We start from the raw sequence: 23,046 nt of genomic DNA on the forward strand, positions 1-23,046 counted from the left end.
GATTGCAGAGAAATTGCATAACCCACAGATACTGGCAAGTGTGGTGTAATGGCAGCATAGCAGACTGTGGATCTGCAGGCCCGGGTCCGAATCCCGGCACCTGCCCTTCGGAGGTTCGACAATGGATAATGAAGTAAGCCTGGAGAACAAGATAATCATATCACTCAAGACAGCAACGCTACCTGATATGCTGACTGAAAGGCAGATTACCAAGCTGATGTCAGCAGGAGACCCGACCATCGAATACCAGAGGTCACAATTTGAAGAGATAAGAAAAGCGAGCGATGCCATAATGATCATAACAAAAATCTACGGCGCTGATTCAAGAGAAGCAGACATCAGCCTGATGCACTTACGACAGATAGAATCAATGTACCACGGGTGGATGGAATAGCATCTTTATAAACACCCCAAAACATTTTTAAACAATACCGGCAGAAGGTGGGAGAAATGACTAAAATAAAGACCGAGACACCCAAAGGGATGCGCGACTTCCTGCCAGAAGAGATGATCAAGCGGGAATATGTCATGGAACGCATCAAGAAGATATTCGAGAAATACGGATTTGACCCCCTTGAGACACCTGCTGTAGAATATGCAGAAGTCCTTACAGGGAAGTACGGGGAGGATGAGAAGCTCATCTACAAATTCTTTGATAAGGGCAACAGGGAGCTGGCGCTGCGCTATGACCTTACAGTACCGCTCGCAAGAGTCATGGCAGCAAATCCGAACCTCCCAAAGCCGTTCAAGAGATACCATATCAGCAGGGTATGGAGATATGACAGGCCGCAGAAAGGGCGCTACAAGGAATTCTGGCAGTGCGACATCGACACCATAGGCAGCAAGTCCATGAAGGCAGATGCCGAGCTCATCGCAGTCATGACAGAAGTGATGAAGGAACTGGGATTCAAGAAATTCACAATCCAGATCAACAACAGGAAACTGCTCAATGGGATAATGCTCTATTCGGGTCTCAAGACAGACAAGATAAAGGAAGCGCTCATCTCCCTCGACAAGATCAACAAGGTCGGAAAGCTGGGAGTCATCGAAGAGATGAAGAACAGGGAGATAAAAGAAGAGAGCATCAACAAGATAATGGAGCTCATGGTAAAAGAAGGGAGCGATGAAGGCATACTGGCTGAGCTCAAGGACAAGGTCACAGATGCAGAGGGCATGGAAGGGCTCAAAGAGATGGAAGAGCTGCTTTCCATACTCAAGGAGATGGGCATAGACAAGATGTACAAGCTTGTGCTCTCGCTCGCAAGAGGACTTGATTACTACACTGGAACAATATTCGAGACAGTCGTGGAGGAACCAAGCATAGGATCCCTCACAGGAGGGGGCAGGTATGACACGCTCATCGGAAGATTCTCAAACAATGACCTTCCAGCAGTCGGAACCAGCTTCGGGATCGAAAGGATAATAGATGTCATGAAAGAGCTCAGGATGGGGCTTCCTGAACAGAAGACCAAGTCAAAGGTGTTCGCAGTGAATGTGACACCTGATACAGAAAAGGATGTCAACAGGATAGTGAGCGACCTAAGGGCAGAAGGCATCAGCGCCCAGAGCGACCTCATGGGAAGGCCGATAAGCAAGCAGATAAAATTCGCAGACAGCCTGGGCATACCATTTGTCGTCATAGTCGGGCCGGATGAGCTCAAGGAAGGCATGGTGAAGCTCAAGGACATGAAGACAGGAACAGAAGAGAACATCAAAGTCAGAGAGCTTGCAAAAAAACTTGGAATATAAGAAGAAAGAATTCTCACTTTGTCAATACTTCGCATCCACCCCCTGTGACAAGCACAGTGTGCTCTGCCTGGCTGACCAGGCCCTTTGCCTTGTCATTGAGAGGAGGATAAAGCCTGAGAATGCCTTTCTCAGTCAGTTCTTTCAGGGCAAAATTCACCTTGAAGTAAGGCATCTTCCTTGTGAGCCACCTTGTGGTGAAAGGGAGCCCATTGAACTTCTCAATCTCCCTGAGGACCAGCCGGGTTATTGGGCTGCGCACAGGTTTCTTATCTTCAATCATAAAAATCTCAGCAGAGTCCCCCTCCACAACCATGCCCTGCCCGTCTGTTGCAAAAGGCTCGATGGCAAAGACCATCCCCTCCTCCACACAGGTATCATCTCCATTGTCATAATTAGGGATCTGCGGAGCGGTGTGCACTGAGAACCTCCCGACACCATGGCCGGAAAGGTTCTTGATAGGCACATAGCCATACCCCACTATCGAATCCTGAATAACCTTTCCTATGGCGCCGAGAGTCACGCCCGGCTTTATTATCCTGATGGCATTTTTCAGGGCTTCCTCAGAAGCAGCGACGAGCTTAGAATGAGAACCGAGGTCAATGGTCACAGCAGTGTCTGCCACATAACCATCGACATGCGCGCCAAGGTCAAGCTTCAGAACATCCCCTGTGCTGAACAATGTCCCATCATTCGGACCAGGGCAGTTATGGGCGGCAGTATGATTGAAAGATATCTGGACAGGAAAGGCCATATCTCCCCCAAGCCCGACAATCTTTTCTTCAATAAGGTCAGTGACTTCCCTCAGGGAAGCGCCGACCCTTATCAGGCCCTTACCATATTCCCTTGCCCCGGCAGTGATCCTGCCTGCTTCCCTGAATCTCTCCAGCTCTTCATCAGAATACATTCACACCACGACCAAATCCGCTTCCTTATTTCTCCCGTTATCTCTCTCTTCTTTTCTCTCTTTATTTCTCTCCATATTCCTCTTTTTATTTTTCCTGATGACATGAATAAGCTCAATCAACATGGCACTGCTCCATGCCTGCGAGAAGCACCCCCTGCTCTCAAGCCTTGAAGCAGAGCTTATCTCGGCATGGTGGCCGATCGCACCTGAATACAATATCTCATTAGTTGATGCACTGACAATCCTGTCAATCTTTTCCTGATAATACTTACTATCTACCTGATGCATGCAAAGGGCTGCAAGGTTGTTTATCCAGAACCAGGAATCACCGCGATGATAGCTCATGTTGTCAGTGCCTGTATGGGTGTCCCTGAAGAGCGGATGGTCCTTCTCTATCGTGGATATGCCGCCCCATCCCAACCAGAGCTTGTCCAGAGCACTGTCAAAGATCCTTTTCCATTCTGCTTTCGAGAAAAGCTTCGGATATATGTAGTATGTAAGGAAAACATTCGGCCTCTGGGTCATGTCATCAATGCCATCAGCAAGCCTGCCATCCTTGAAGAACTCCTGCCTGATCTTCTTCTTCAAAGAATCCCTCTGGCTCTTCGCAACATTCGGCATCTTGAGGATCTCAGAGAGCTTGATCCAAAAATCAAACATGCAGAGTGTCAGGGCCTGTATCTCAATCCTCACACCAGATCTCGCATCCTGGCCGCCGATATGCGTATCCATCCAGGTCTCAAGCTCCTTGTTCCATATCAGGCCATCGACAGCATATGTGTTGAAGAGCTGTGAGATGCTCTTCTCGAGCTTTTCCTTGATAACATAGAGCTCAGGGAGGCTCAGGTATATCTTCATGTCATCGCGCATATCAAGATGTCTAAGGAAATCAGACAGTCTCCTGAAAAGCCACCCTACACCATCGGCATTGCCCAGCTTGGCATCTGGTTTCCTGTTCGGGAGCCTTCCATCAGGAAGCAACGCCCTCAGATGATCAAACAGGACTCGCTTCACAAGACTAAGCTTGTTCGACAATATCATTGAACCTAAAGAAATGGTCTCATCCCTTGTCCAGAACTGGAAAAACCAGGGAAGACCTGCATATATCCCTGTCCTGCCATCAACTGTGCAGAGCAGGGAATCAAGAGAGTACTGCGCGCATGCAAGAGCAAAATCCTGTTCAGAAGACGGAGAGCCGAGCATCACATCATAATACTGCTCTTCTCTTGCCTTCAAGCCATTGATGTTGGCGAATACAAAATCCGCCTCCTTGAGAGCCTTCTCCCTGTCCAATGAGAAAGAAAAGACAAAGTTCTTCCCGATGATGGAGAGCGCCCTGTACACATACCATTCATGATGAGAATCTTTCCTCTGCCGCTCATACTCATAGCCCTCCTTGATCCACTCGTTGATCATGTCAAATTGCCCTGAATCAGACCTTATCGCAAGATAAGCCTCATACTTCTTCTGGTCACCGACATGTTTTGTGAACCTCACGAGGATGGTGTCCCTCACCTTCTCAATATCATATGCTCTCCCCCATTCATCATAATCATATATCTGCCTCATATCAAGGTCTATGATTACCTCCTGCTCCCTGTCAAGCTGATAGACAAATGAATCATGATTCCGGGGCATGAAAAAAGACTCGGTGAGATTCTTCCTCTTCCTTCTCACCTGGCAGAACTGGTTTATGACCTCCTCAACAGGCTCTTCAGACGGTATCAGATTAGACACCACCTTGTACATACTCCACCTGTCATTGCAGAAAAATCCATTATATTTGGTGTAAGGCAGCTCAGAGAAAAGCATGAATGCACCTGTGCGGTTAGTCATGATGAATGAGCTGTCACTCCCTTCCACCTGCTTCGATATCTTCTTCCCCTTCAGCGAATGTGATATCCTCATATGCTCATCACGCTCACAAGAGCCAAAAGGCTCTTCATGTCCCTTATCTCATCGAAATTCTCAATTATGATATCAGCCCTGCCCAGCTTCCTGGCGCTGACTGAAGTAGGCACACCTATGCAGAACATCCCGGCAGATTTCGCAGCCTCAACACCAGAGGGAGAGTCCTCTATGACAACACAATCATCAGGATGGACACCGAGCCTCTTGGCTGCCTTCAGATAGATCTCCGGATCAGGCTTTGACCTCTTGATGTCCTCTGCTGTAAGGACAGCGTCAAATAATCCCTTGATCCCTAGCTTGCTTATCATCAGTGTTGCCTCTTTCAATTCAGAACCAGTAGCAAGAGCCAGCTTGAACTTTCCATGCAATGACCTCAAGAACCCCACAGAGCCAGGGACAGGGAAAAGATCATCCTTTGCCAGCGCAAGAAATAACCTGTGCTTCTTCGCAATAAGCTTCCTGACATCAGCCTTCAAGCTGAAATGACCCAATAAGTTTGCCATTCCGACCTTATCTGAAAGGCCCAGGACAAGCCTGTCATAAACAGCCTGATCCAACACTTTCCCATGATCCGCAAAGACAGCGCTGAATGCCCTGAAATGCAGCTTCTCGCTGTCTGCCAATACATTGTCCAGATCAAAAATCACAGCCCTTATCATTTTCCCTCAATGATACCGATTATCATTGACCTCTTCTCCTCCAGTATCACCTTGTTGTCAGCCTCAATCCTCAGCCTGACAAGAGGTTCTGTATTCGATTTCCTCAGGCTGAACCACCAATCATCATATTCGATGTACACACCGTCGATGTCAGAGCTCCTGCCGTCAGAGAAAGCAGACTTGACCCTGCTGAGAACCATGTCTGCATCATCAACCACCATGTTTATCTCTTCAGTATGCGCGTACCTGTCGATCGGAGCAATGAGCTCAGAAAGCCTGCGCCCGCTCTTTGCCAGTATCGCCAATGCCTTGACAGAGCAGAACAGACCGTCGTCAATGCAGAAATTATCCCTGAACATGACATGACCTGAGAATTCCCCTGCAAGGATGCCTCCCTCATTGACAAGCTTCTCCTTGTAGAAAGGGTTTCCCACCCTCATCTTTATCGGGATGCCACCATCCTTCCTGACATCTTCCTCCACTGCTTTTGAAAACCTCAGGTCATAATACACCTTTTCGCCCTGATGATGCTTCAGCTCATCAGAAGCCAGCAGGGCAAGAAGCATGTCCGGGAAAACCAGTTCCCCTTTCTCGTCGACAAACTGGCACCTGTCAGCATCACCATCAAAGAAAATGCCGCAATCGGCCTTCTCCATTACAACCCTCTTCTGGAGATCCCTGAAATTCCCGATCTCATGAGGATTAGCCGGATGATTCGGGAAAGACATGTCCATCTCAGGATACATGTGGATCGCCTCCACAGGCAAGGAATCGAACAGGGGCCTGGCAGTCAGGGCACCCATGCCATTGCCGTAATCAAACACAATCTTAAGATCCCTGATGCCTTCTGCAAATCCTTTCACATGATCAAGATAATCCTTAAGCACATCCTTCTGATTGATACTGCCTTTTCTTGCATCATCAAAACTGCCCTTCTCGACCAGTCCCCTGATCTGATCAATGCTGTCTGAATGCATCTGGACACCCTTAGGCCTTATGAGCTTGAATGCATTATACTGCGCCGGGTTGTGAGAGGCGCTTATCATGATGCCGCCTGAGTAATTGAAATTGGCAACAGAGAAGCTCAGCATAGGTGTGGTCACGAGCCCTATATCAACAACATCAGCACCCTGGTCAGTTATCCCATCAGTCAAGGCCTTGAACAATGAGGGTGATGATCCCCGCATATCCCTGCCAACAACAACTGAATCACACTTCAGAAATGCAACAAATGCCCTGCCTATCTTATATGCGAGCCTCTCATCAAGCTCAACAGGGTACACGCCCCTTATATCATATGCTTTGAATACAGATATCCAAATCACCTCACTGCATGGTCAGATAATACAAATGATACAAATAATGCATATGATGCAGATATTTGATATTATAAAACTTTCTATTTAAATAGAGTGTGTGTCACTACTGAAGAAAAATAAATCAATCAGAAATCATTTCGGTATCAGATATTATTCTGTAATATCATTTCACAATATCATTTCACAATACTATTTTGCAATTCATTTCGTGAGATTCAAGGAGAATTCCTGATGATCTATGGCCTGCTCTTCACCATCAATCCTCGCAGAAACATCATATTTGCACGACATCTCATTAACAGCAGAGAAGTCAGCTAACTTGAACTCGAAGTTGAAAGCAGCGAACCCGCCTGGGAACATCCTGGAGACATACACCCTCTGCTTCGGGAAGGTAATATCCTTGTAATCCACCAGAAGCCAAAGGCCGCCATAGGTCTTGATATAAACCCCGTTATTTGCACAAAAAAGAGCTGGAGTGACCAACTGCATCTCCTGGTCCCCTGCATTATCAATCCTGAACTGGACATAAAGATTCTTATCAATATCACATGTGTAATCAGCCTGATTTGAACATGAACAGGCTTTGTCAGAACACAGCTTGCCATCACCCATGTAATAAATAGTATCAGTGGGACAGAGATCACAGGCTTCTGCAGGAGGAGGAGTCTCATTCTTTGGCTCTTGCTTTGCTGGAGCAGGAGGGACATATGGCTGAGCATCATCTGTAGAAAAATAATCAACAACCTTTGTGCATCCTCCGACAAGCATAGCAGCAACTAGGACAAACAAAACATACCTGAAAAAATATCTATGGTGATCGATTGTATCCCTCTTTTAACACTCTGATGGATTAATTATTTAAATAGTTATTGATACTGGGCATCCATGGACAAGAAGATCGGACAGAATTTCCTCAAGAACACTGATATCGCAGGAAAAATAGTGAAGGCTCTTGAGCTCAAAAAGGGAGAGAATGTGCTGGAGATAGGCCCAGGAAAAGGAATCCTGACAAGGATAGTCTCAAGAACAAACAAGATCACAGGGGTAGAGCTGGACAAAAGCCTGGAGCTGCATATCCCAAACACAGATATCATCTATGGCAACTTCCTCGAGACAGAGCTTGATGGGTTCGACAAGATAATCTCAAACCTGCCCTATGACATAACAGAGCCCTTCTTTGTCAGGCTGAAGAGCATGAGATTCAAGAAAGGTGTGTTCATGATCGGAGAGAACTTCTATGGGATCATCAAAGACAGGATCGGCAGGATGGGAAACATGATATGGGCTTATTTCGATGTCGAGCATATCATGGAAGTAAGCAAGAAGGAATTCTACCCACAGCCCAAGACCAGATCCGATGTGATATCTGTCATCCCGATCCCAAAGCAGGACATCAAGGAAAGCAAAAGGAGATTCTACAGAGAGATATTTGACCAGGATGACAAAAAGCTCAAGAATGCACTGCGGGAAGCCCTGACAAGGATAGGCATGACAAAAAGAGAAGCAAAAGAGGATATCGGAAAACACTTCCTGCCAACACTTGATTTCTCTGAAAAAAAAGTGGATATGCTGAGCAACAGCGAGATGCAGAGATTAGATGGATGCATAACAAAAGCGATAAAAAACAAAAAAATCAATATCTCCTCCTGACTGCAAAAAATACGAGAATACAGCAAGTGAAAGTGAACAAGGCAGTCAGCAATGAGAACTCCGGAGCCTGGCTCGATACAGAATTCAAGTAACCCGGGGTTCCGCCATTCTCAGTTGATTCAAGCCACGACGTGCTGGCATTATTGTCCAGAGAAGCATCAATGAGCTCCAATGTATAATTGCTGGCACCGCCCCATGAGCTGTTGTAGAACACAGAGTCCATGACCAAATCTGATGCATCCCTCATCTCCAGGAGCTCTCCTGTGTTTGACAGGGAGCTCCATGTGGAATCAAAAAGTGTTCCTGAGAATGAAGGGAAATCCAGCAGGAACTGGTCAGCATCATCAGTGATTATAGCGTATGAACCGGCAGGAAGAGTGCCTGAGCCCTGGATTAGTGTAAGGGAATGAGCTGATCCACCCTCGTAGAACCTGAACCCTGTCATGTCGACAGAGGTCTGCTCATTGAAGAGCTCCACCCATTCATGACCTGAATCAGTGCCTGCCGGATCATACATAATCTCGTTTATCACGAGAGCATGAACAAAACCTGCAAATAATATCATTGAAAACACAAAAATCAGCATCTTCAGTCTTGGTTTTATCATAAAATCACCCTTGAAAATCAAAAGGCATGGGATTTAATATCCTTTTCTGGCCAGAATCCAGAAAGGTTTTCCTGATATGGGAAACCCTCTGTCTGCTGTGAAATTATTCTGGAAAAAATCCCGAAAATCAGAAGTTCTCCGGAAAACGTGCCGTCTCAACGCATCATCCTCGCCAAAAAGACAGAAAGGACAGAGATGAAAAAAACTGATGATAACGCCGACAAGAACAATGAAATGATCCTGAGGAAATCCTGCGTAAAACTCACAAAAAGGCCATGCGGCAGAAAGGCAGGAGATATCAGTAGCATGAGCAGGATCGAGATGACATACGGATTCATGCCGAATCTGGCAATCGGGATTGACCGGGTGCATATCAATGCAGATGATATTATCAGGATACTCGCAGACAATATCAGCATATGGAACCTGACAGGGAAGATGCCTTTGATGAACAACCACAGCAGCCAGCAGAAAATTCCGGAGTGCGATACAACAAGGAAATCCTTCACCTTCTCCTTCATGAGCAGCCTGCCGAGGACAAGCAGAGAGACCAGGAAGAGAGCTGAGACAATGTATATCAAGCGAACCCACCGACAAAACCCTTGATGAGAATCAGCAGAACAATGAAGCCTGATGACAAGACTATATGGAGGAAGAGCCTTGAGGAATCCTCACCACCCCTGCGGACCTGCAGGAGCTCGACTGCCACGGATACCAGCACCAGATAGACAAGACAATATGCTTCAGGAGACATGGATATATCAATCACCTATGGATTCATTAATCTTAGGCATGAAAAACCGGAAATTTTTTATATCTGGGATGCCAGGATCATGACATGCTGAAAACACCAATAATCATGATCAATTTCAAGGCATATGAACAGGCGATCGGGGACAAGGGTGTGCAGCTGGCGCAGATCTGCGAGATGGTGTCAGTCAAGAGGAACATACCCATCGCGGTCGCTGTGCAGACAGCAGACATCTACAAGATGAGCCACACAGTCAACATACCTGTGCTTGCGCAGCATGTCGACGCTGACGAATTCGGAAGCCACACAGGAAGCGATATTGCCGAGGACATAGAGCAGAACGGGGCTGTGGGCACACTCCTCAACCATTCAGAGCACAGGATGAGGATCGATGTGCTTGAGCAGAGCATTGACCGGGCAAAAAAAGCAGGGCTTGCTACAATTGTGTGCGCCAACACACCAGAGATTGCAGAGGCAGTTGCTGTATTCTCTCCTGATTTCATCGCAGTCGAGCCGCCAGAGCTGATCGGTGGGACCATTTCTGTGTCTTCGGCAAAGCCTGAAGTGATCACAGAGACAGTGAAGCTCGTAAGGAAGGTGGATAAGAGAATCAAGATATTGTGCGGAGCAGGAGTCCACACAGCAGAAGATGTGAGGATTGCGCTGAAACTTGGGACTGACGGAGTGCTTCTTGCATCAGGGATCACAAAGGCATCTGATCCTGCAAGTGTCCTGAATGAGCTGTGCGACGGCATAAGGAAACCCCTTCTCAAACAGGTATAGACAATTAGGACTACCCTAAAATAGTAAATTATATAAATATCTATTATTGCCTACTGACACATGGATCTTGTCAACATAATAAGGGAATCAGAACCGATCCTCGCAGAGCTTGGACAAGCTACGGCAGTAGGCCTGCCAGCATATATAGGAATGTGCGCATTGAGGGGCGCACGCAGAGGGACTGATGTGATACAGCAGTTTGCAAGCCCGATAAACATAGGTGTTGGACTGGCTGCAGCAATAGTCTATGCATATTTTCATGAGTTAGATATGACTGCACTGCATCACACCTCAGGCATGGTATGGCAGCTGACAGGAGCAGGGGCAGCAGGGGCTGCAATGGGCAGTGTGATAAGACCATTCTACAGGGCGACATTAAACCAGGCACAAGGGTTCATCGCAGACTTTCCGCAGAACTCCCCGCGCGGTGCAGCAATCGGAGCAGCAATCGGACCTGTATTGTACGGGATAGCACATGGGCTCATGAAGTACCTGTGAGAACATCACAGAACCAAGACACTACTTGACTTCCACATAGATCTTCTTCACAGGAGCATACTCATTGCCCCCATCATATGTGACAAAGGCATCAATGACATAAGTGCAGGCCATAGTCTCCTTCTTCGCCCTTACAGCGACGAGAAATATGAACTGGTCATTGTTCCTTATCGGCTGGGAGATGACAAGGCTCTGGGATGCTGTGGTGATCTCCAAGGAAGTGGCATCGCACCCCGCAATGGATTTTGGGACTAAAGTCAGGGTGAATGTGTTCTCTGGGGCCGTGTTCAGCACATTGAGCACGCCGACACCATAGGTCGCGACCTCTGCCTTGCTTATCTCCTTCCTGTTGACAGGAACAGCAACCTTGCTCCCGTCATAGAGCAGGGACTTTATCTCTCTCTCAGTGGCGGTGTCAAGCTGGAGCTTCAGGGATTCGGCTTTCGTGAAGAACTTGGCCATCAGATAGAAGCTGCCGCTCAATATGACAATAGAAAGTATCATTATCGTCAGGAAGTTTATCGATAGTTCAAAACCCTTCTTAGATGTCAGCATTGGCAAAGTTCACCTTTGATCTGAACTGGTATTCCTTTATCTCATCAAACACATTCTCCATCTGGCCGCCGAATTTCGAATACTGATATGCACAGTGCACCCTGACCTTGACCTGCTTCTGGGACTCCTCATCCTCACCCAGAGGAAAATTCACAGGGATGCTGAAGGACTTCATGTCCCTTATCGACTGCAGGGTATTTTCAGAGAACAGATCAATCTTGCCCAAGAGCAGCTCCCCTTCGACAAGCTCTATCTTATTTATCGTGACAACAGTGGCAAGATCAGGTGAAACAGACACAAGCTCAAGCTTTATGTCAAAAGAGTCCTTGTTGACATTGAACGGATCATTGAAATTTGACTCCATGTTTATCTTGAACTTCGTGTACGAAAGCTCTGCCGAAAGCGTGCTGAGGCTCTGCTGGGCAAGCTTCGACTGACAGTCATTCTGGTAGCAGACAGCTGTCATATGGTCTGAGATCTGCCCATCGCACGGCCCGCAGTCGCCCGGACAGGAACACTTGTTCTCATTCGATTCGCAGATGAAGTTGCCGCACCTGTTGGGTATAGGATCATGGGTGCAGAGCAGAGTTCCCTCGATGCACTCATCCTTTGTAGCCGGATTATTGTCATTGCAGTCCACATCATCACAGACATATACCCTGGTCGGGACCAGGAAATTATATTGTGCAGATGCTTTCTCAGTGAAGGAATCCCTCACAGTCTTCTCTGAACCGAAAGATGTCTTCCTGTATTCATAGAAAACCTTTACGGCGAGTGTCTGGAGACTTTCAGGCTGAGGGAAATCACAGGTTGCTATTATCTCTGTTTTCATAGATGCGCCAGGACCCCACATCGGCCTGTTCAGCTCCTTCTCACCAATGACAAACTCCTTGGCTGCAAAACCTGTGCCTGAAGAGCCCAGTACCTGGATCTTCGATATCATGAAATCCTCTATGCCATCTGACATATCGGTTATCTCGAGCTCCACATCAAAGACAGAGGACTTGACATCAAAAGGCTGGTCAAGAGTCATCTTGATGTCTGTCTTGAAATCAAAAGTCGACTTGGCGAAGGTGACAGGAGTCCTTGTCTTGCTTCCCTTGACATCAAGCGCGCATTGGTCATTATCCGGACCGCAGCTGTATTCAAGGCCGGTAAAAGCAGTCGCATTACCTTTAGGACCGCACTTGCCGCAGTCGACCATGCATGTGCATTCGTTCTCAGAATCCTCGCATACCTTGTTCCCACAGCAGTTCTGCTGAGGACTATACACACATTTTCCGTCAACACATGAGGAATCAAAGCATGTCTTTGCCTGGCAATCGCTTTTCTTCTCGCACTCCTTGCCGCCGCAGCCAGATAGGATTACAGAGAAAACTAGGATTACAAGAAAAAAAATGAAAATCTTACGGTTCATTTTAGGAATTCATATTCCTTAATGATCAGGACCATGAAAAGCACAAGCACAATCGCTCCTGCAACCATATAAGTCAATCCAGACATGATCTGATCAGTGTTGCCGGTCCTCATGATCCAGACACCTGCAGCCATGATACCAAAACCAAGCCAAAGGAACTTGTCAAGGACAAGCTTCATGATCTCAAATTCCTGGGCAGCTGAAAGCCTTTTCTTCATCTTCATGGATATCACCTTACATCAAATGTTATCTGAGTCGAGGCAATGGGCCCCTGAACCGCGTGCACAGACTGGATAGTACATACAACCAGACCCTCAGGCAGTGAGTTCTGGGATATGATAATCCTGAAAGTCTTGTCTGTCCCGGAATCAACGTTCTGAGGCTCACCCTGGACCTGATATGTGCCGCATGTCAGGAACGGAACAATAGGAGCTGTCTCGAATGAGTTGTATATCTGTATTGTCAGGGCAGTCGCCTTGGCCCTCTGGACACTTATCTGGTCACCAGAAGGAGTGACAATCGGCTCTTCAGCGCTTGCCGGCAAATCAGGTTCCGGGACATAAAGCGTCTGGCCGAACTTGGTGAACATCCTCTTAGTGAATGCGATACCAAGCCCCAACATTGTAATCGCGAGAACAAGAATAACAATAGCATTGATAGAGAGCTCCATAGAACCTGCTCTTCTTAGCTTACCGCTAAAGATTTTCATTCAACTTCACCTCTTTTGCCTGACAAAATAATCATAATCAACCAGTTACAAATGGGGTTGGTGCTTTATAAAGGTTTTGATAATTGCAGTATATTTTATACAGGCTCTGTCCGGAATCTCGCTAACGCTAGGGTTAGTGGCTTCAAAGTCCCTGTTAAAACCAATCCAAAGCTGACATTTCCCGTAGGGAGCTCCTTTGTCAGCCAGAAAATCACTCATTAGGACTTTGACCCGATGCCACTAACCTACATTCCGGACAGAGCCTTTTATACAGAAACATTTAAATGCAGAGAATCTCTTGATTTTCTTATTTAAAGGATGGGGGATCACAGGAATTTCCAATACCTTTAAAAACAAGCCCTTTTCATCAGAAAAACCAGGTAACAAATATGGCACGAATAAGGAAATTTTGCGCATACAGACGCCTTGAAAGGCCTTACACCCGAAAAAGCAAGTACAGGGAGAAGAGCTATGTAAGAGCATCTCCGGTATGCAAGGTGGTGAGATTCCACATGGGCAACCTGCAAAAGAAATTCCCTTTCTCACTCAGACTTATCTCAAAGAGCAGCCTTCAGATCAGGGACAATGCAATTGAATCTGCAAGGCAGATCAGCAACAAGGCCCTTGAAAAGAAGCTCGGCAAGACAGGATTCCAGATGATCATCAAAGTCTATCCTCATCACATACTGAGGGAGAATCCCCTGGCAGCAGGTGCAGGAGCAGACAGGATGAGCACGGGGATGGCCCACAGCTTCGGAAAGGCGATAGGCATCGCAGCCAGGGTGAAGAAAGGGCAGACACTCATCCATGTTTTTGTCGAGAAAGATCATGTGCCTGTCGCCAAACAGGCCCTGAAGCTCGCAGGATCAAAGCTCCCGTGCTCGACATCCATAGTGATCGACAAAGCTTGAGCTTTTAAGAGGTGGAGCAAATGCTTAACAACACATTATTCACTAATATCACACAAGGTTCTCTGGTCAGATATGAATCATACCTTTCAAACCCTATTGTGCAGGCAAAATATCTCATGGCACTGTGCATATTTGTCGGCTTCTGGATAATATCTGAAGCAATACTCTTCATCACCAGAAAATATGTAGAGGCACTGTTCGCCAAGACAGAGACAGATGTCGATGACAGGCTCATAGCAAAGACAAAGAGGCCCATAGCATGGTGGCTGAGGATAGTGGGCCTGAGACTCGGCATTTCTTACCTTGCGTATGAAGGGACGTTAGAAGTCATACTTGAAAGATTGCTTGATACATTGCACATAATACTTTTCATGTATATCCTTATCGCATTATTCAATGCATTCATAGAGTTCTTCGGACACAAATGGGCAAAGAAATCAAAGACCTCACTTGATGATCAGCTTCTGCCATTAGTGCACAGGATAATGTCAATAATCATGGCAGTCATCGGAGTCATATGGATAATCAAGACATGGGGAGTCGAGATAACACCCTTCCTTGCATCACTAGGTATTGCCGGCTTGGCCATATCATTCGCATTTCAGGATGCGCTCAAGAACATCATCGGCGGCGTTGCGCTGATACTTGACAAGAACTTCAACCTGAACGACAGCGTCAGGTTAAGTTCTGGAGAGACAGGCAGGGTGAGGGAGATAGGCCTCCGCAGCACAAAGATACAATCATGGGATGGCGAACTGATAATAATCCCTAACGGTGTGCTCTCAAATGCGACCATCTGGAATGTCGATCTCCCCCACAAGAAGCTCAGGGTAGTTGTGAATGCCGGTGTGGCTTATGGCAGCGATATCGACAAGGTCAAGAAGATCATAATGAAAGAGATCAAGACAGTGAAGGACATTGTCGATGATCCAGCACCTTATATAGAATTTACCGGCATGGGGGACTTTGCATTGAACATTGCAGTCAAGGTCTGGATACCCAACTCATCGGTCAAGATAGAAGTAAAGGATGAGCTGACAACAAAGATATACAATGCATTCAAGAAGAACAGGATAGAGATACCCTTCCCGACAAGGACCATCTATACCAAGAAGGGTTAATTTTTTATATTTAGACATATTCTGATAGGGCATGGACGAGCTAAAAACCAACTTCAAGGTCCCTGAAGGCCATGTATGCCAGGGCTGTCTTAAGTATGAGCAGTTCGGCCCAAAATGCTGGGTCTACTGGGAGAAGAAGAAGATCTGCACGCACAGGGTCGTGAATGTGGATGAGCTTTCTATGGAAAAGATGATGAAGTAAGTCTTGAGTCAATAATCTTCATTAGCTTACTTATAATCTCCTTTAGTTTCTCTTCGTTCCTCCTAAGATATTCTTTTGGGACAAACCTGCCCTCATAAACCACCTGATTCCTCTTTATGCGCATTTGATCAATCAGGGCTATCTCAGATTCAATGAAGTCATTATAAAACTTACCAAGATACAGGACCAGTGCCTCATGACTTACTGTCTTGAATCCATCTATGGCCATCAGCGCAACAATCAACTCCTTAATAATCTTATAATATTTCTCAACAACTAAAGAAGGATATCTATCATGATCAATATTATTGGCTTCGATCCTGGCATTAGCCATCTTTAAAATGGATCTGGACTTTGCTATGTCAGGAGAGACCTTATAAACCATATGCTCAATATCATTCCATGTTTTCATGATTGATAAAGATAATCAGAATTATTATGCCTTTTGCAGATTTATCGAGCAGAAATCTTCAAAAATCACAGCATATCCAGGTATCCTGAAAGAACAATTCCATTTGCCAAAGAATTTCGGAATTCTTCTGAAAGTTCTTTAGGATTTTCGGCGAAGAAAAGATTTATATCTCTATTTAGTGTTTTTTCGTACTGGGACAAATCCATGTCCTGTTCTTTTGCCTGAAGGAAAATATCAATATCGCTCCCTTCATGATCCTGACCCTTTGATGCAGAGCCGAACAAGAGAATCACATTTGGATGAAGACTATCATTCAGATGCTCTATCAATCCGGTCTCATGCAGCCTTAGGATCATGTCATTTCTCTTGTATAACTGGAATCTTTCTTCAGGATTTGCTTTATAGCTCGGGTATGTCGTGACCTTTTGTTTTCTTATGAAGCCATCCTTCTCCAATGCCTTCAGATGATTCCTGACTGTGGGCAGTGTGAGGTTTGTCTTTCTGCAGACCTCTCTTATCTGGAATAATCCGGTGGGATAATCAAAGAATAAACGCAGGATCCTGTATCTGGTATAATTTTGTATCATGTGATATAGAAATGTAGCAGTTGTTTATAAAGGTTTTGATTTTCCCTGAAAATATTTTTGAAAAACAGGTGCTGAAGAACTATTGATTCATCTCTGCCTTTGCTCTGTTTTTCTCATGCACATCCTGTCTTGTTGTTTGCCAATAAAGATCCTTGAATTTTCTTGCTGATGGATTTGACATGTCAAGCCTGAACATCTTTGCCTTGCCGACTCTTCTTGTCATTTTGACAATGCCTGCTGATTCCAGCTTGCTCCAGAACAATTTCAGAGTAGAATAACCGACACCTGAAAGGCTTGAAATGTCTGTCATGCTGTAGTCAAATTCCTCATTGACAACCAAGAAATCCATGACTCTAAGAATCGGGGAATCTCCAAAAATCTCTAGGAATATTGATTTATGCATAACATTTGGAGGATGAGTTCGGTATATAAATATTACTATCTTTGGCTTTTAATGGCTATTTCTAAAAATTTAATTTTGGCTTTCTAATATCTGTTTAGCTTTGTTGACAAACATGATTGACTTAATCCTTAATTGCTCAACCAAAGATTTGTCAAACACGTATCTTGTTGAGTATGTTGCCTCTTCTCGCTTTAATTTTGACTGCACATAAAATAAAAGATCATGATAATCAAAGAATAGACTGTTTATCAGAGCTATGTCCTCTGCATCAATTCCCTGGTTATGATATTCCTTAATCAACACACAGAGAGTGGCATCATGACTCTTGGTCCTGTAACCTTTCTTGCTCAGGAGCGCCATGGCTGCCTGATATGCTGCATAATAGCAACCTACAACACACCAGTCATGATAACCTAACTTCAGGTTGTCTTTAATGAATCTCAGATTATGCTCTGCCTTGGCTTGATGACCTTTGATGAGAGCTTTATCTTCTGGCTGCATGACCAAGATATTCTTCCTTTGGTAAGTCCTAATTTTATTTTCCAACAGTTTAGGATCATCTATCATCTTATTGAAGTCAAACAGCTTCATTATAATAAACCTCATAGAAGAACACATGATTCGTTATCGGGTAACCTGTGTTAAGGGCAGACTGCACAACATAATCCTGCTTCATCCTCAGTTCTGTCTTGAAATCAAGAAAAGTCATCTGGAAAACATTGATCCTTATGGCAGTCTGCGACTCGGCATATCTTTCTGCATTGCCTGTGTCCATTTTTTTATTAGTAATCAACAATAAATCAATATCAGAATCTTCGGTGTAGGTCCCTTTTGCAGTGGAACCGAACAGGAATGCTATGACCGGCTTCTCAGTGAGCTTGTCAAGAAAACATGCTATTGCATTCTTCCTTATGCTTGGTAGCATGCTTAACCTCTCGACATCAAACAGGGTGAATAATGCAAAGGTCTTGAGATTTTTCTTTGATGAATATTTCTTGAGATTTGCATCCTTTCTTGATGTGAGAAATCCCTCTTTCTCCAACTGGTTGAGGAATCTTGATGCGCTGTTCTCATTCAATCCTGTCCTTCTAGCAATCTCTCTCAGATGAAAGCTCTTATCCGTATTCCTGTAAAAGAGATACATAATCTTTGAGGTCCCTATTGTTTTCATTTTTTAAACGATTGTTTAAATATTTTAAACATTTATATATTTTATTGTTTCTATCTGGGATACGAAGCTTAATAAGATTATATGAGAAAAATCCGAAAATTATCCGAAATGTTGATATTAATTAAATTAGTATATTATTGTGGATTTCTTATACCCCTATTTATAAATGTTTTAGTTACTTGTTAGTGATTAACAGCGAAAACTATAAATACCTGAGAGTCTTAAAAGCAGTATGCTTGAATCATATCTGAACCAAGAATGCAACAGGAGAGGTTTTCTGACTGGACTAGCTAAACTTGCAGGCGGAGCAGCAATTGCAGCAACAGGACTGGATCTGCTAGCATCAGAAGCAGAGGCTGGAGAAAATTATTTTGGAACAAAAAGACCAGATCAAGAGTTATATGATATAATCAGTAACCTCAATCCAGAAAGGATGGAACAATTGAATGAACAGCAGAAATATAATCAAGTAGTTACCGAGCTCAAAGCTCCTCTTGAAAAGGCATTGAGATATGATTTGCAAAGCCTAGGAACATCAGAGAAGAAGAAACTTGCATATGCATTCAATAGTTATGGTATTGGAAAGAATGCAAGTTTGAATACAACAAAATTCAAATATGGAAATGAATTTATAATTGCCACTATCCTAAGTCCGGAGGTAAGCACTTTTTGGTACAGCCTCGCAGGGTATTACATGGCATCTGGAGACAATAAATCTGCAGTACCTTGCCTTAAGAAATTTGTTTCTCTTGAACCAAATGATAAAAGAACGCCAAGAATTCTAGATTGGATAGAAAAAAATTCATAAAAATCAGGTTTTCTTAATAATATTTTTAAATAAAAGCTGTCCAATAGCACATATGATCTGTAAAAAAGGGGTAATAGTACTAATTATTGTTCTATTACTATGTATAATAATCCATGCACAGGAACCTTGTAATCCAGCATTTGAGGATTGTCCAGATGAAGATGTCGATTACGAATCTGAAGACACATGGCAGGATCCGAATAATTATGGAGCAGCTACTTCTTCTCAAGTAGGGTATGCACTTCAGAATGGATGGATAAGTGCAGGCAATATCCAGCACCTGACAGTTGATCAACTCAGAGCTAATCTTAATAATCTTGATGCACCACATATTAATGGACTCACACAGACTCAGATAATGGGTTTCACAGGACCAGAAGTCTCAAACATCTACTATAGCATGCAAACAAACAGATACCAAGAGCTAACATCACCACAACTCACCCACCTCATGGACAATGGAATGATATTCAACAACCCATCCGGCTTCAACCCACAGGATTACAATGCAAATGCCTTGAATTCAGCATGGCAGCAGCACTACAATAATCCTGGACTCTATGTGAATGTAGGCACAGCAGGGAACGTGGGAATGACAAGGACAGCAACCCAGACAGGGAATCATGATGTGATGAATATCGATGGCAACACAATATACCTGGACACATTCAATCTCTATGATCACAGCATCAGCTCAGCAGGCAGCCAATGGATCATAATAGATGATGTCATGTTCAAGAATGTAAAGAACCTGATGAGAAGCGACAGGAACTGCAACAATGACAACTGCCTGAATGCAGACAGCGCAGAAGAGATAAGGATACCGAATGCGAGAGGCAGGGCAGAGGCACAGGTCTCCAAGGATATCACAATAGACTCAGACCATGAATACTATCTCAGCGAAGTGCAGCTCTTGGATGACAATGGCATCGTGCTGAAAGATGGGAAAGAGATCACATCCGCAAACACGCTGTTCTTTGCAGGAGAGAGCTCAAGCTTTGATGTGCTCTCAATATCCAGCGTGAGGAACTTTAATACAACCTACCTATATGATACCGCATTCCTCACAGACCTGGGGGGCCTCATAACAACAGACCAGGACATCCTCCCGAGTGTCAGGGATTTTGAGTATTATTTCGGAGAAGACATAGATGGCGAAAGATATGACATGGTATGCAACAAAGACAACAACCAAATCCTGCTGCATAACCATCTTCCAGGAAGCGGTAGAGAGATCCTCATCGACTGCGATAAGGATGGGGTGATCAATGCATCCCTAAGCGAACAGGAAACAAACCTGATGATAGATGAAAAATCCACCATCACGATAAAGACAGACAATACAAGAAAGATAGAGTTCAATCCGAACAAGACAATACCCAATCTAAGCAGTGTGATGAGAATAATAGCAGCGCCCACACCTAATTACTATTTCCTGAATGGGATCATGAAATATCAGAACAACAACATCAAGGAAGAGATAAATGTGGGAGATGCCCTGAATTCAGTAGAGATTGACCTCAACTTTGGATTCAAGTGCATGCAGCTGAGCAGGAATGCAATTTACTATTATTATGGGGATGATTACAGCACATTTTCCATAAGGAATCCATCTTACAATCCAGAAGAGCATTACTCAATCTGCCTCAAGAAAGCAGATGGAGACCTGCTTGGAGGAGAATCACAGGTCGATTTCCTGCAGAAACAGATGTTCTTCAAGGGCTATGCCGAGGCAAACAAGTTCGTGTTCGCGCCCAGCAAAGAGATAATCTCGCATCTTCTGCTCCCCATCTACCAGGGGTATTCAGATAACAGGATAGGCATGCAGTTCGACAATGAGCTCCACTTCGTGGAGAACAGCTATGCGACAGGAGAGAGGACATCCAATTCCAGCATGATAAACTCAGGTTATTTCACAATATTCGAGAGAGACCATAGGTATGTGAGAGTGAATCAGGCGCCTTACTCATCAGCTATAAAGAGCTACAGCGCAAGCTATGATGACTCACAGATAATCATTGGATATGACCTGATCCAATACAAGGACAATTATGTCAGGGTCATAAGAGAAGATAACAACAAACAACAATATGAGAGATGGCTGGCAGATGGATAGGAAGGGACAGATAACAATATGGATGATATTCGGAATTGTCATTATAGCAGTGCTCGCAATAACCATCTTCCTATGGGGCATGAGAGAATTCGGGGACAAACCAGAGCTGAACAGGTATGAGATACAATTGTTCACAGAGAGATGCCTCAAGGATACAGGAGAAAGCGCCCTCAAGAAGATCGGACTGCAAGGGACATATCTCCACCCGACAGATCATGTGGAGACAGAGTTCGGAAAAGTCGGGTACCTGTCAAGAAACGGAGAGAATGTCAACAGGACCTTGATCAATATCGAGCGTGACATCGCAGAGCATGTCATTGAGAACTTCGATATCTGCACTGGAAATTATTCTGTGTTCAAGCAGAAAGGACTGAAGATAAAGCAAGGAGATAAATATCTATCAGTCGGATTCGGCGAATATGCGACAATATTCACACTCAACTATCCAGTATCATTCATCCTCGCAAATTCTACTTTCAGCTTTGAGAGATTCGAGACAGAAGTGCCGATAAGGTTCAAAACACTGTTCAGCTATGCCCTTGGAGTCAAGGATCCAGACCTTATAGACATGACATATCTCGGCGACCTTGATGTCAACACCACAGTCCTTGATTACAACACATCAAAAGTGTATGTCTTTGATGATTCCTTATCAGAGATAAGATCAGAAGAGAGGCTGAAGAGCTATAAGCTGGCGTTTGCTGTGAAGTAAGAAGATTTGAATATTTCATATTTGTCATCGAAAAATATCTGATTCTATTGAAAATAAACTTGTTTTTTTCTGGAAAGAGATATTAAACTATATCTTCTTATAAAATAAAGAAAAAACCATGGTGGCTTGCACCTTGGTGAAATCCTCCGATTGAAAAAGAAAAGCAAAGATATTATTTAATGCTTTCGGTTTAGGCAATGGCGTGGTGGCTCAACCTGGTACAGCGCCAGGCTGAAGCCCTGGTGAGATCCTCCGATCTCATGCGGGTTCAAATACTCTTGACCCCTTGAGTTTGGAAATCCCGCCCGCGCCGCCTAAAACCTAATCCTCAGATATGCTCCACATCTGGTCAAAATATCTCTTGAAGTTGACAGCAATCTCTTTTGACTGGATAACAACACCTATCATGCCAGTGAAAGAGATGATAGCGACCTTATCAGCATAGACATAGGTTGTTGTGGGGAAGAAGCCGAACTGCTTGGGAAGAAAACGTCTTTCCTGGAGAGGAAAGATCTCCTTGCCCCGCGCATTCTGATAATATATTGACTTGACCTTGACACCCTTCCCATCCCTTCTCCTGGTCCAGTCAGTGATCCAGTGCTTCAGTATCTCTCTCATGATGCCTGTTGTTCCAAGACCATACATGTATTCTCCAGGCTTCAGGGTCTCGATCATATCTTCATAGATAGAGATTATGCCGCGCTTTCCCTTGAAGTGATGCACCTCCTGCTTCTCAGTGCCCATCTGATACTTCAGCTCAAGCTGAGGAAAAATCTCATCGAACTGCTCAATCTCTTTTCTCTTTCTTTCTGCGATTCGCTTGAGATTCTCAGGTGAGGCCACTTCAAAATATTTCTTCTCAGCTTTGGAGGAGGTGCTCACAAGGCCCTTTTCCATCAATCTCTCAAGAGTATCATAGACATTGACCCTGTGAACGCCTGATTTCTGTGCAACTAAACCGGCAGAAGCGCTCCGCATCTCCAGAAGTGCAATATAGACCTTTGCCTCATTCTGGCTGAGACCAAGGGTCTCTATGTTCCTAAGTAATCCAGGCTCAAACGGCATAATATAGGGTATATAAAGCTTTTATT

29 protein-coding genes and 2 tRNA genes are annotated in these 23,046 nt (G+C 44.6%); 14 read left to right on the top strand and 17 right to left on the bottom strand.

Translation table 11 applies throughout. From position 1 onward, the window contains the following. Positions 1-33 precede the first annotated feature (33 nt). From JW968_02490 to hisS, 3 genes are all read left to right on the top strand, one after another. Positions 34-106, top strand: a tRNA-His gene (locus tag JW968_02490). 15 nt (positions 107-121) lie between these two features. After that, a complete protein-coding gene (locus tag JW968_02495; protein MBN1385827.1) occupies positions 122-394 on the top strand; it encodes a hypothetical protein in 273 nt (90 codons plus the stop codon). Positions 395-450: 56 nt separating this feature from the next. Beyond that, a complete protein-coding gene (hisS, locus tag JW968_02500; GenBank protein MBN1385828.1) occupies positions 451-1,749 on the top strand; it encodes a histidine--tRNA ligase in 1,299 nt (432 codons plus the stop codon). A gap of 13 nt (positions 1,750-1,762) precedes the next feature. Here the strand turns inward: hisS and JW968_02505 are convergent, their stop codons facing one another. The 5 genes from JW968_02505 to JW968_02525 form a co-directional block, all read right to left on the bottom strand. Further along, complete coding sequence (locus JW968_02505) at positions 1,763-2,653, bottom strand: type II methionyl aminopeptidase (GenBank protein ID MBN1385829.1); 891 nt, start codon at positions 2,651-2,653, stop codon at positions 1,763-1,765. Continuing rightward, a complete protein-coding gene (locus JW968_02510; protein MBN1385830.1) occupies positions 2,654-4,561 on the bottom strand; it encodes a hypothetical protein in 1,908 nt (635 codons plus the stop codon). Further along, positions 4,558-5,223, bottom strand: coding sequence for an HAD family phosphatase (locus tag JW968_02515; protein ID MBN1385831.1), 666 nt, complete (start codon positions 5,221-5,223; stop codon positions 4,558-4,560). Before JW968_02515 ends, JW968_02510 begins: the two co-directional genes overlap by 4 nt. Further along, positions 5,220-6,506 (bottom strand): phosphomannomutase/phosphoglucomutase, encoded by a 1,287-nt coding sequence (locus JW968_02520; protein MBN1385832.1) that lies wholly within the window; start codon positions 6,504-6,506, stop codon positions 5,220-5,222. Before JW968_02520 ends, JW968_02515 begins: the two co-directional genes overlap by 4 nt. Positions 6,507-6,743: 237 nt before the next feature. After that, positions 6,744-7,331 carry a hypothetical protein gene (locus JW968_02525; GenBank protein ID MBN1385833.1) on the bottom strand — a complete coding sequence of 196 codons (588 nt, stop codon included), beginning with the start codon at positions 7,329-7,331 and terminating at the stop codon, positions 6,744-6,746. A gap of 96 nt (positions 7,332-7,427) precedes the next feature. Between JW968_02525 and JW968_02530 the strand changes: the two genes are divergently transcribed. After that, positions 7,428-8,192 (top strand): hypothetical protein, encoded by a 765-nt coding sequence (locus JW968_02530; protein MBN1385834.1) that lies wholly within the window; start codon positions 7,428-7,430, stop codon positions 8,190-8,192. Here JW968_02530 and JW968_02535 read toward each other — a convergent pair. After that, positions 8,176-8,799 (bottom strand): lamin tail domain-containing protein, encoded by a 624-nt coding sequence (locus JW968_02535; protein MBN1385835.1) that lies wholly within the window; start codon positions 8,797-8,799, stop codon positions 8,176-8,178. The genes JW968_02530 and JW968_02535 overlap by 17 nt on opposite strands. Before the next feature lie 195 nt (positions 8,800-8,994). Here JW968_02535 and JW968_02540 point away from each other — a divergent pair, with 195 nt between their 5' ends. Further along, complete coding sequence (locus tag JW968_02540) at positions 8,995-9,405, top strand: hypothetical protein (GenBank protein MBN1385836.1); 411 nt, start codon at positions 8,995-8,997, stop codon at positions 9,403-9,405. On the opposite strand, the gene JW968_02545 is transcribed toward JW968_02540, so the two are convergent. Beyond that, the gene (locus JW968_02545; protein MBN1385837.1) at positions 9,377-9,553 is read right to left on the bottom strand and encodes a hypothetical protein; all 177 of its coding nucleotides are present in this window, start codon (positions 9,551-9,553) and stop codon (positions 9,377-9,379) included. The two genes, JW968_02540 and JW968_02545, sit on opposite strands and share 29 nt — an antisense overlap. Before the next feature lie 84 nt (positions 9,554-9,637). Between JW968_02545 and tpiA the strand changes: the two genes are divergently transcribed. Both tpiA and JW968_02555 read left to right on the top strand, forming a co-directional pair. Then, positions 9,638-10,333: a triose-phosphate isomerase gene (tpiA, locus tag JW968_02550; GenBank protein ID MBN1385838.1), complete on the top strand. Its 696-nt coding sequence runs from the start codon at positions 9,638-9,640 to the stop codon at positions 10,331-10,333. Positions 10,334-10,393: 60 nt separating this feature from the next. Next, positions 10,394-10,831: a hypothetical protein gene (locus JW968_02555; GenBank protein ID MBN1385839.1), complete on the top strand. Its 438-nt coding sequence runs from the start codon at positions 10,394-10,396 to the stop codon at positions 10,829-10,831. A gap of 21 nt (positions 10,832-10,852) precedes the next feature. Here JW968_02555 and JW968_02560 read toward each other — a convergent pair whose 3' ends face one another. Genes JW968_02560 through JW968_02575 form a run of 4 tightly spaced genes read right to left on the bottom strand, consistent with a single transcriptional unit; the run spans position 10,853 to position 13,512 of the window. Next, positions 10,853-11,386: a hypothetical protein gene (locus tag JW968_02560; protein MBN1385840.1), complete on the bottom strand. Its 534-nt coding sequence runs from the start codon at positions 11,384-11,386 to the stop codon at positions 10,853-10,855. Further along, positions 11,373-12,803 carry a hypothetical protein gene (locus JW968_02565; GenBank protein MBN1385841.1) on the bottom strand — a complete coding sequence of 477 codons (1,431 nt, stop codon included), beginning with the start codon at positions 12,801-12,803 and terminating at the stop codon, positions 11,373-11,375. Before JW968_02565 ends, JW968_02560 begins: the two co-directional genes overlap by 14 nt. Next, the gene (locus tag JW968_02570; GenBank protein MBN1385842.1) at positions 12,800-13,027 is read right to left on the bottom strand and encodes a hypothetical protein; all 228 of its coding nucleotides are present in this window, start codon (positions 13,025-13,027) and stop codon (positions 12,800-12,802) included. The genes JW968_02565 and JW968_02570 overlap by 4 nt, the downstream gene beginning before the upstream one ends. A gap of 5 nt (positions 13,028-13,032) precedes the next feature. Next, positions 13,033-13,512, bottom strand: coding sequence for a hypothetical protein (locus JW968_02575; protein MBN1385843.1), 480 nt, complete (start codon positions 13,510-13,512; stop codon positions 13,033-13,035). Positions 13,513-13,901: 389 nt separating this feature from the next. Here JW968_02575 and JW968_02580 point away from each other — a divergent pair, with 389 nt between their 5' ends. The 3 genes from JW968_02580 to JW968_02590 are packed head-to-tail and all read left to right on the top strand — an operon-like array spanning position 13,902 to position 15,746. Then, positions 13,902-14,423: a 50S ribosomal protein L16 gene (locus tag JW968_02580; GenBank protein MBN1385844.1), complete on the top strand. Its 522-nt coding sequence runs from the start codon at positions 13,902-13,904 to the stop codon at positions 14,421-14,423. An 11-nt stretch (positions 14,424-14,434) separates the two neighbouring features. Next, positions 14,435-15,544 carry a mechanosensitive ion channel family protein gene (locus JW968_02585; GenBank protein MBN1385845.1) on the top strand — a complete coding sequence of 370 codons (1,110 nt, stop codon included), beginning with the start codon at positions 14,435-14,437 and terminating at the stop codon, positions 15,542-15,544. Between the two features lie 31 nt (positions 15,545-15,575). Beyond that, entirely contained in the window at positions 15,576-15,746 is a 171-nt protein-coding gene (locus JW968_02590) for a hypothetical protein (protein ID MBN1385846.1), read from the top strand. Here the strand turns inward: JW968_02590 and JW968_02595 are convergent. The 5 genes from JW968_02595 to JW968_02615 form a co-directional block, all read right to left on the bottom strand. Then, positions 15,724-16,158 carry a hypothetical protein gene (locus JW968_02595; GenBank protein MBN1385847.1) on the bottom strand — a complete coding sequence of 145 codons (435 nt, stop codon included), beginning with the start codon at positions 16,156-16,158 and terminating at the stop codon, positions 15,724-15,726. The genes JW968_02590 and JW968_02595 overlap by 23 nt on opposite strands. 65 nt (positions 16,159-16,223) lie before the next feature. Continuing rightward, positions 16,224-16,745 carry a winged helix-turn-helix transcriptional regulator gene (locus JW968_02600; GenBank protein MBN1385848.1) on the bottom strand — a complete coding sequence of 174 codons (522 nt, stop codon included), beginning with the start codon at positions 16,743-16,745 and terminating at the stop codon, positions 16,224-16,226. 79 nt (positions 16,746-16,824) lie between these two features. After that, positions 16,825-17,148 (bottom strand): hypothetical protein, encoded by a 324-nt coding sequence (locus JW968_02605; protein ID MBN1385849.1) that lies wholly within the window; start codon positions 17,146-17,148, stop codon positions 16,825-16,827. Positions 17,149-17,217: 69 nt separating this feature from the next. After that, positions 17,218-17,739 (bottom strand): HEPN domain-containing protein, encoded by a 522-nt coding sequence (locus JW968_02610; protein ID MBN1385850.1) that lies wholly within the window; start codon positions 17,737-17,739, stop codon positions 17,218-17,220. Continuing rightward, a complete protein-coding gene (locus JW968_02615) occupies positions 17,726-18,319 on the bottom strand; it encodes a nucleotidyltransferase domain-containing protein (GenBank protein ID MBN1385851.1) in 594 nt (197 codons plus the stop codon). The genes JW968_02610 and JW968_02615 overlap by 14 nt, the downstream gene beginning before the upstream one ends. 232 nt (positions 18,320-18,551) lie before the next feature. Here JW968_02615 and JW968_02620 point away from each other — a divergent pair, with 232 nt between their 5' ends. From JW968_02620 to JW968_02635, 4 genes are all read left to right on the top strand, one after another. Continuing rightward, complete coding sequence (locus tag JW968_02620) at positions 18,552-19,127, top strand: hypothetical protein (protein MBN1385852.1); 576 nt, start codon at positions 18,552-18,554, stop codon at positions 19,125-19,127. Between the two features lie 52 nt (positions 19,128-19,179). Further along, complete coding sequence (locus tag JW968_02625; GenBank protein MBN1385853.1) at positions 19,180-21,243, top strand: hypothetical protein; 2,064 nt, start codon at positions 19,180-19,182, stop codon at positions 21,241-21,243. After that, positions 21,236-21,955, top strand: a complete 720-nt coding sequence (locus tag JW968_02630) for a hypothetical protein (GenBank protein MBN1385854.1) — start codon at positions 21,236-21,238, stop codon at positions 21,953-21,955. Before JW968_02625 ends, JW968_02630 begins: the two co-directional genes overlap by 8 nt. 199 nt (positions 21,956-22,154) lie before the next feature. Further along, positions 22,155-22,268, top strand: a tRNA-Phe gene (locus JW968_02635). Positions 22,269-22,276: 8 nt separating this feature from the next. Here JW968_02635 and JW968_02640 read toward each other — a convergent pair. After that, the gene (locus tag JW968_02640; protein MBN1385855.1) at positions 22,277-23,020 is read right to left on the bottom strand and encodes a TrmB family transcriptional regulator; all 744 of its coding nucleotides are present in this window, start codon (positions 23,018-23,020) and stop codon (positions 22,277-22,279) included. Positions 23,021-23,046: the final 26 nt, after the last annotated feature.

This window comes from Candidatus Woesearchaeota archaeon (genome assembly GCA_016928155.1).
Lineage (GTDB): Archaea > Nanobdellota > Nanobdellia > Woesearchaeales > JAFGLG01 > JAFGLG01.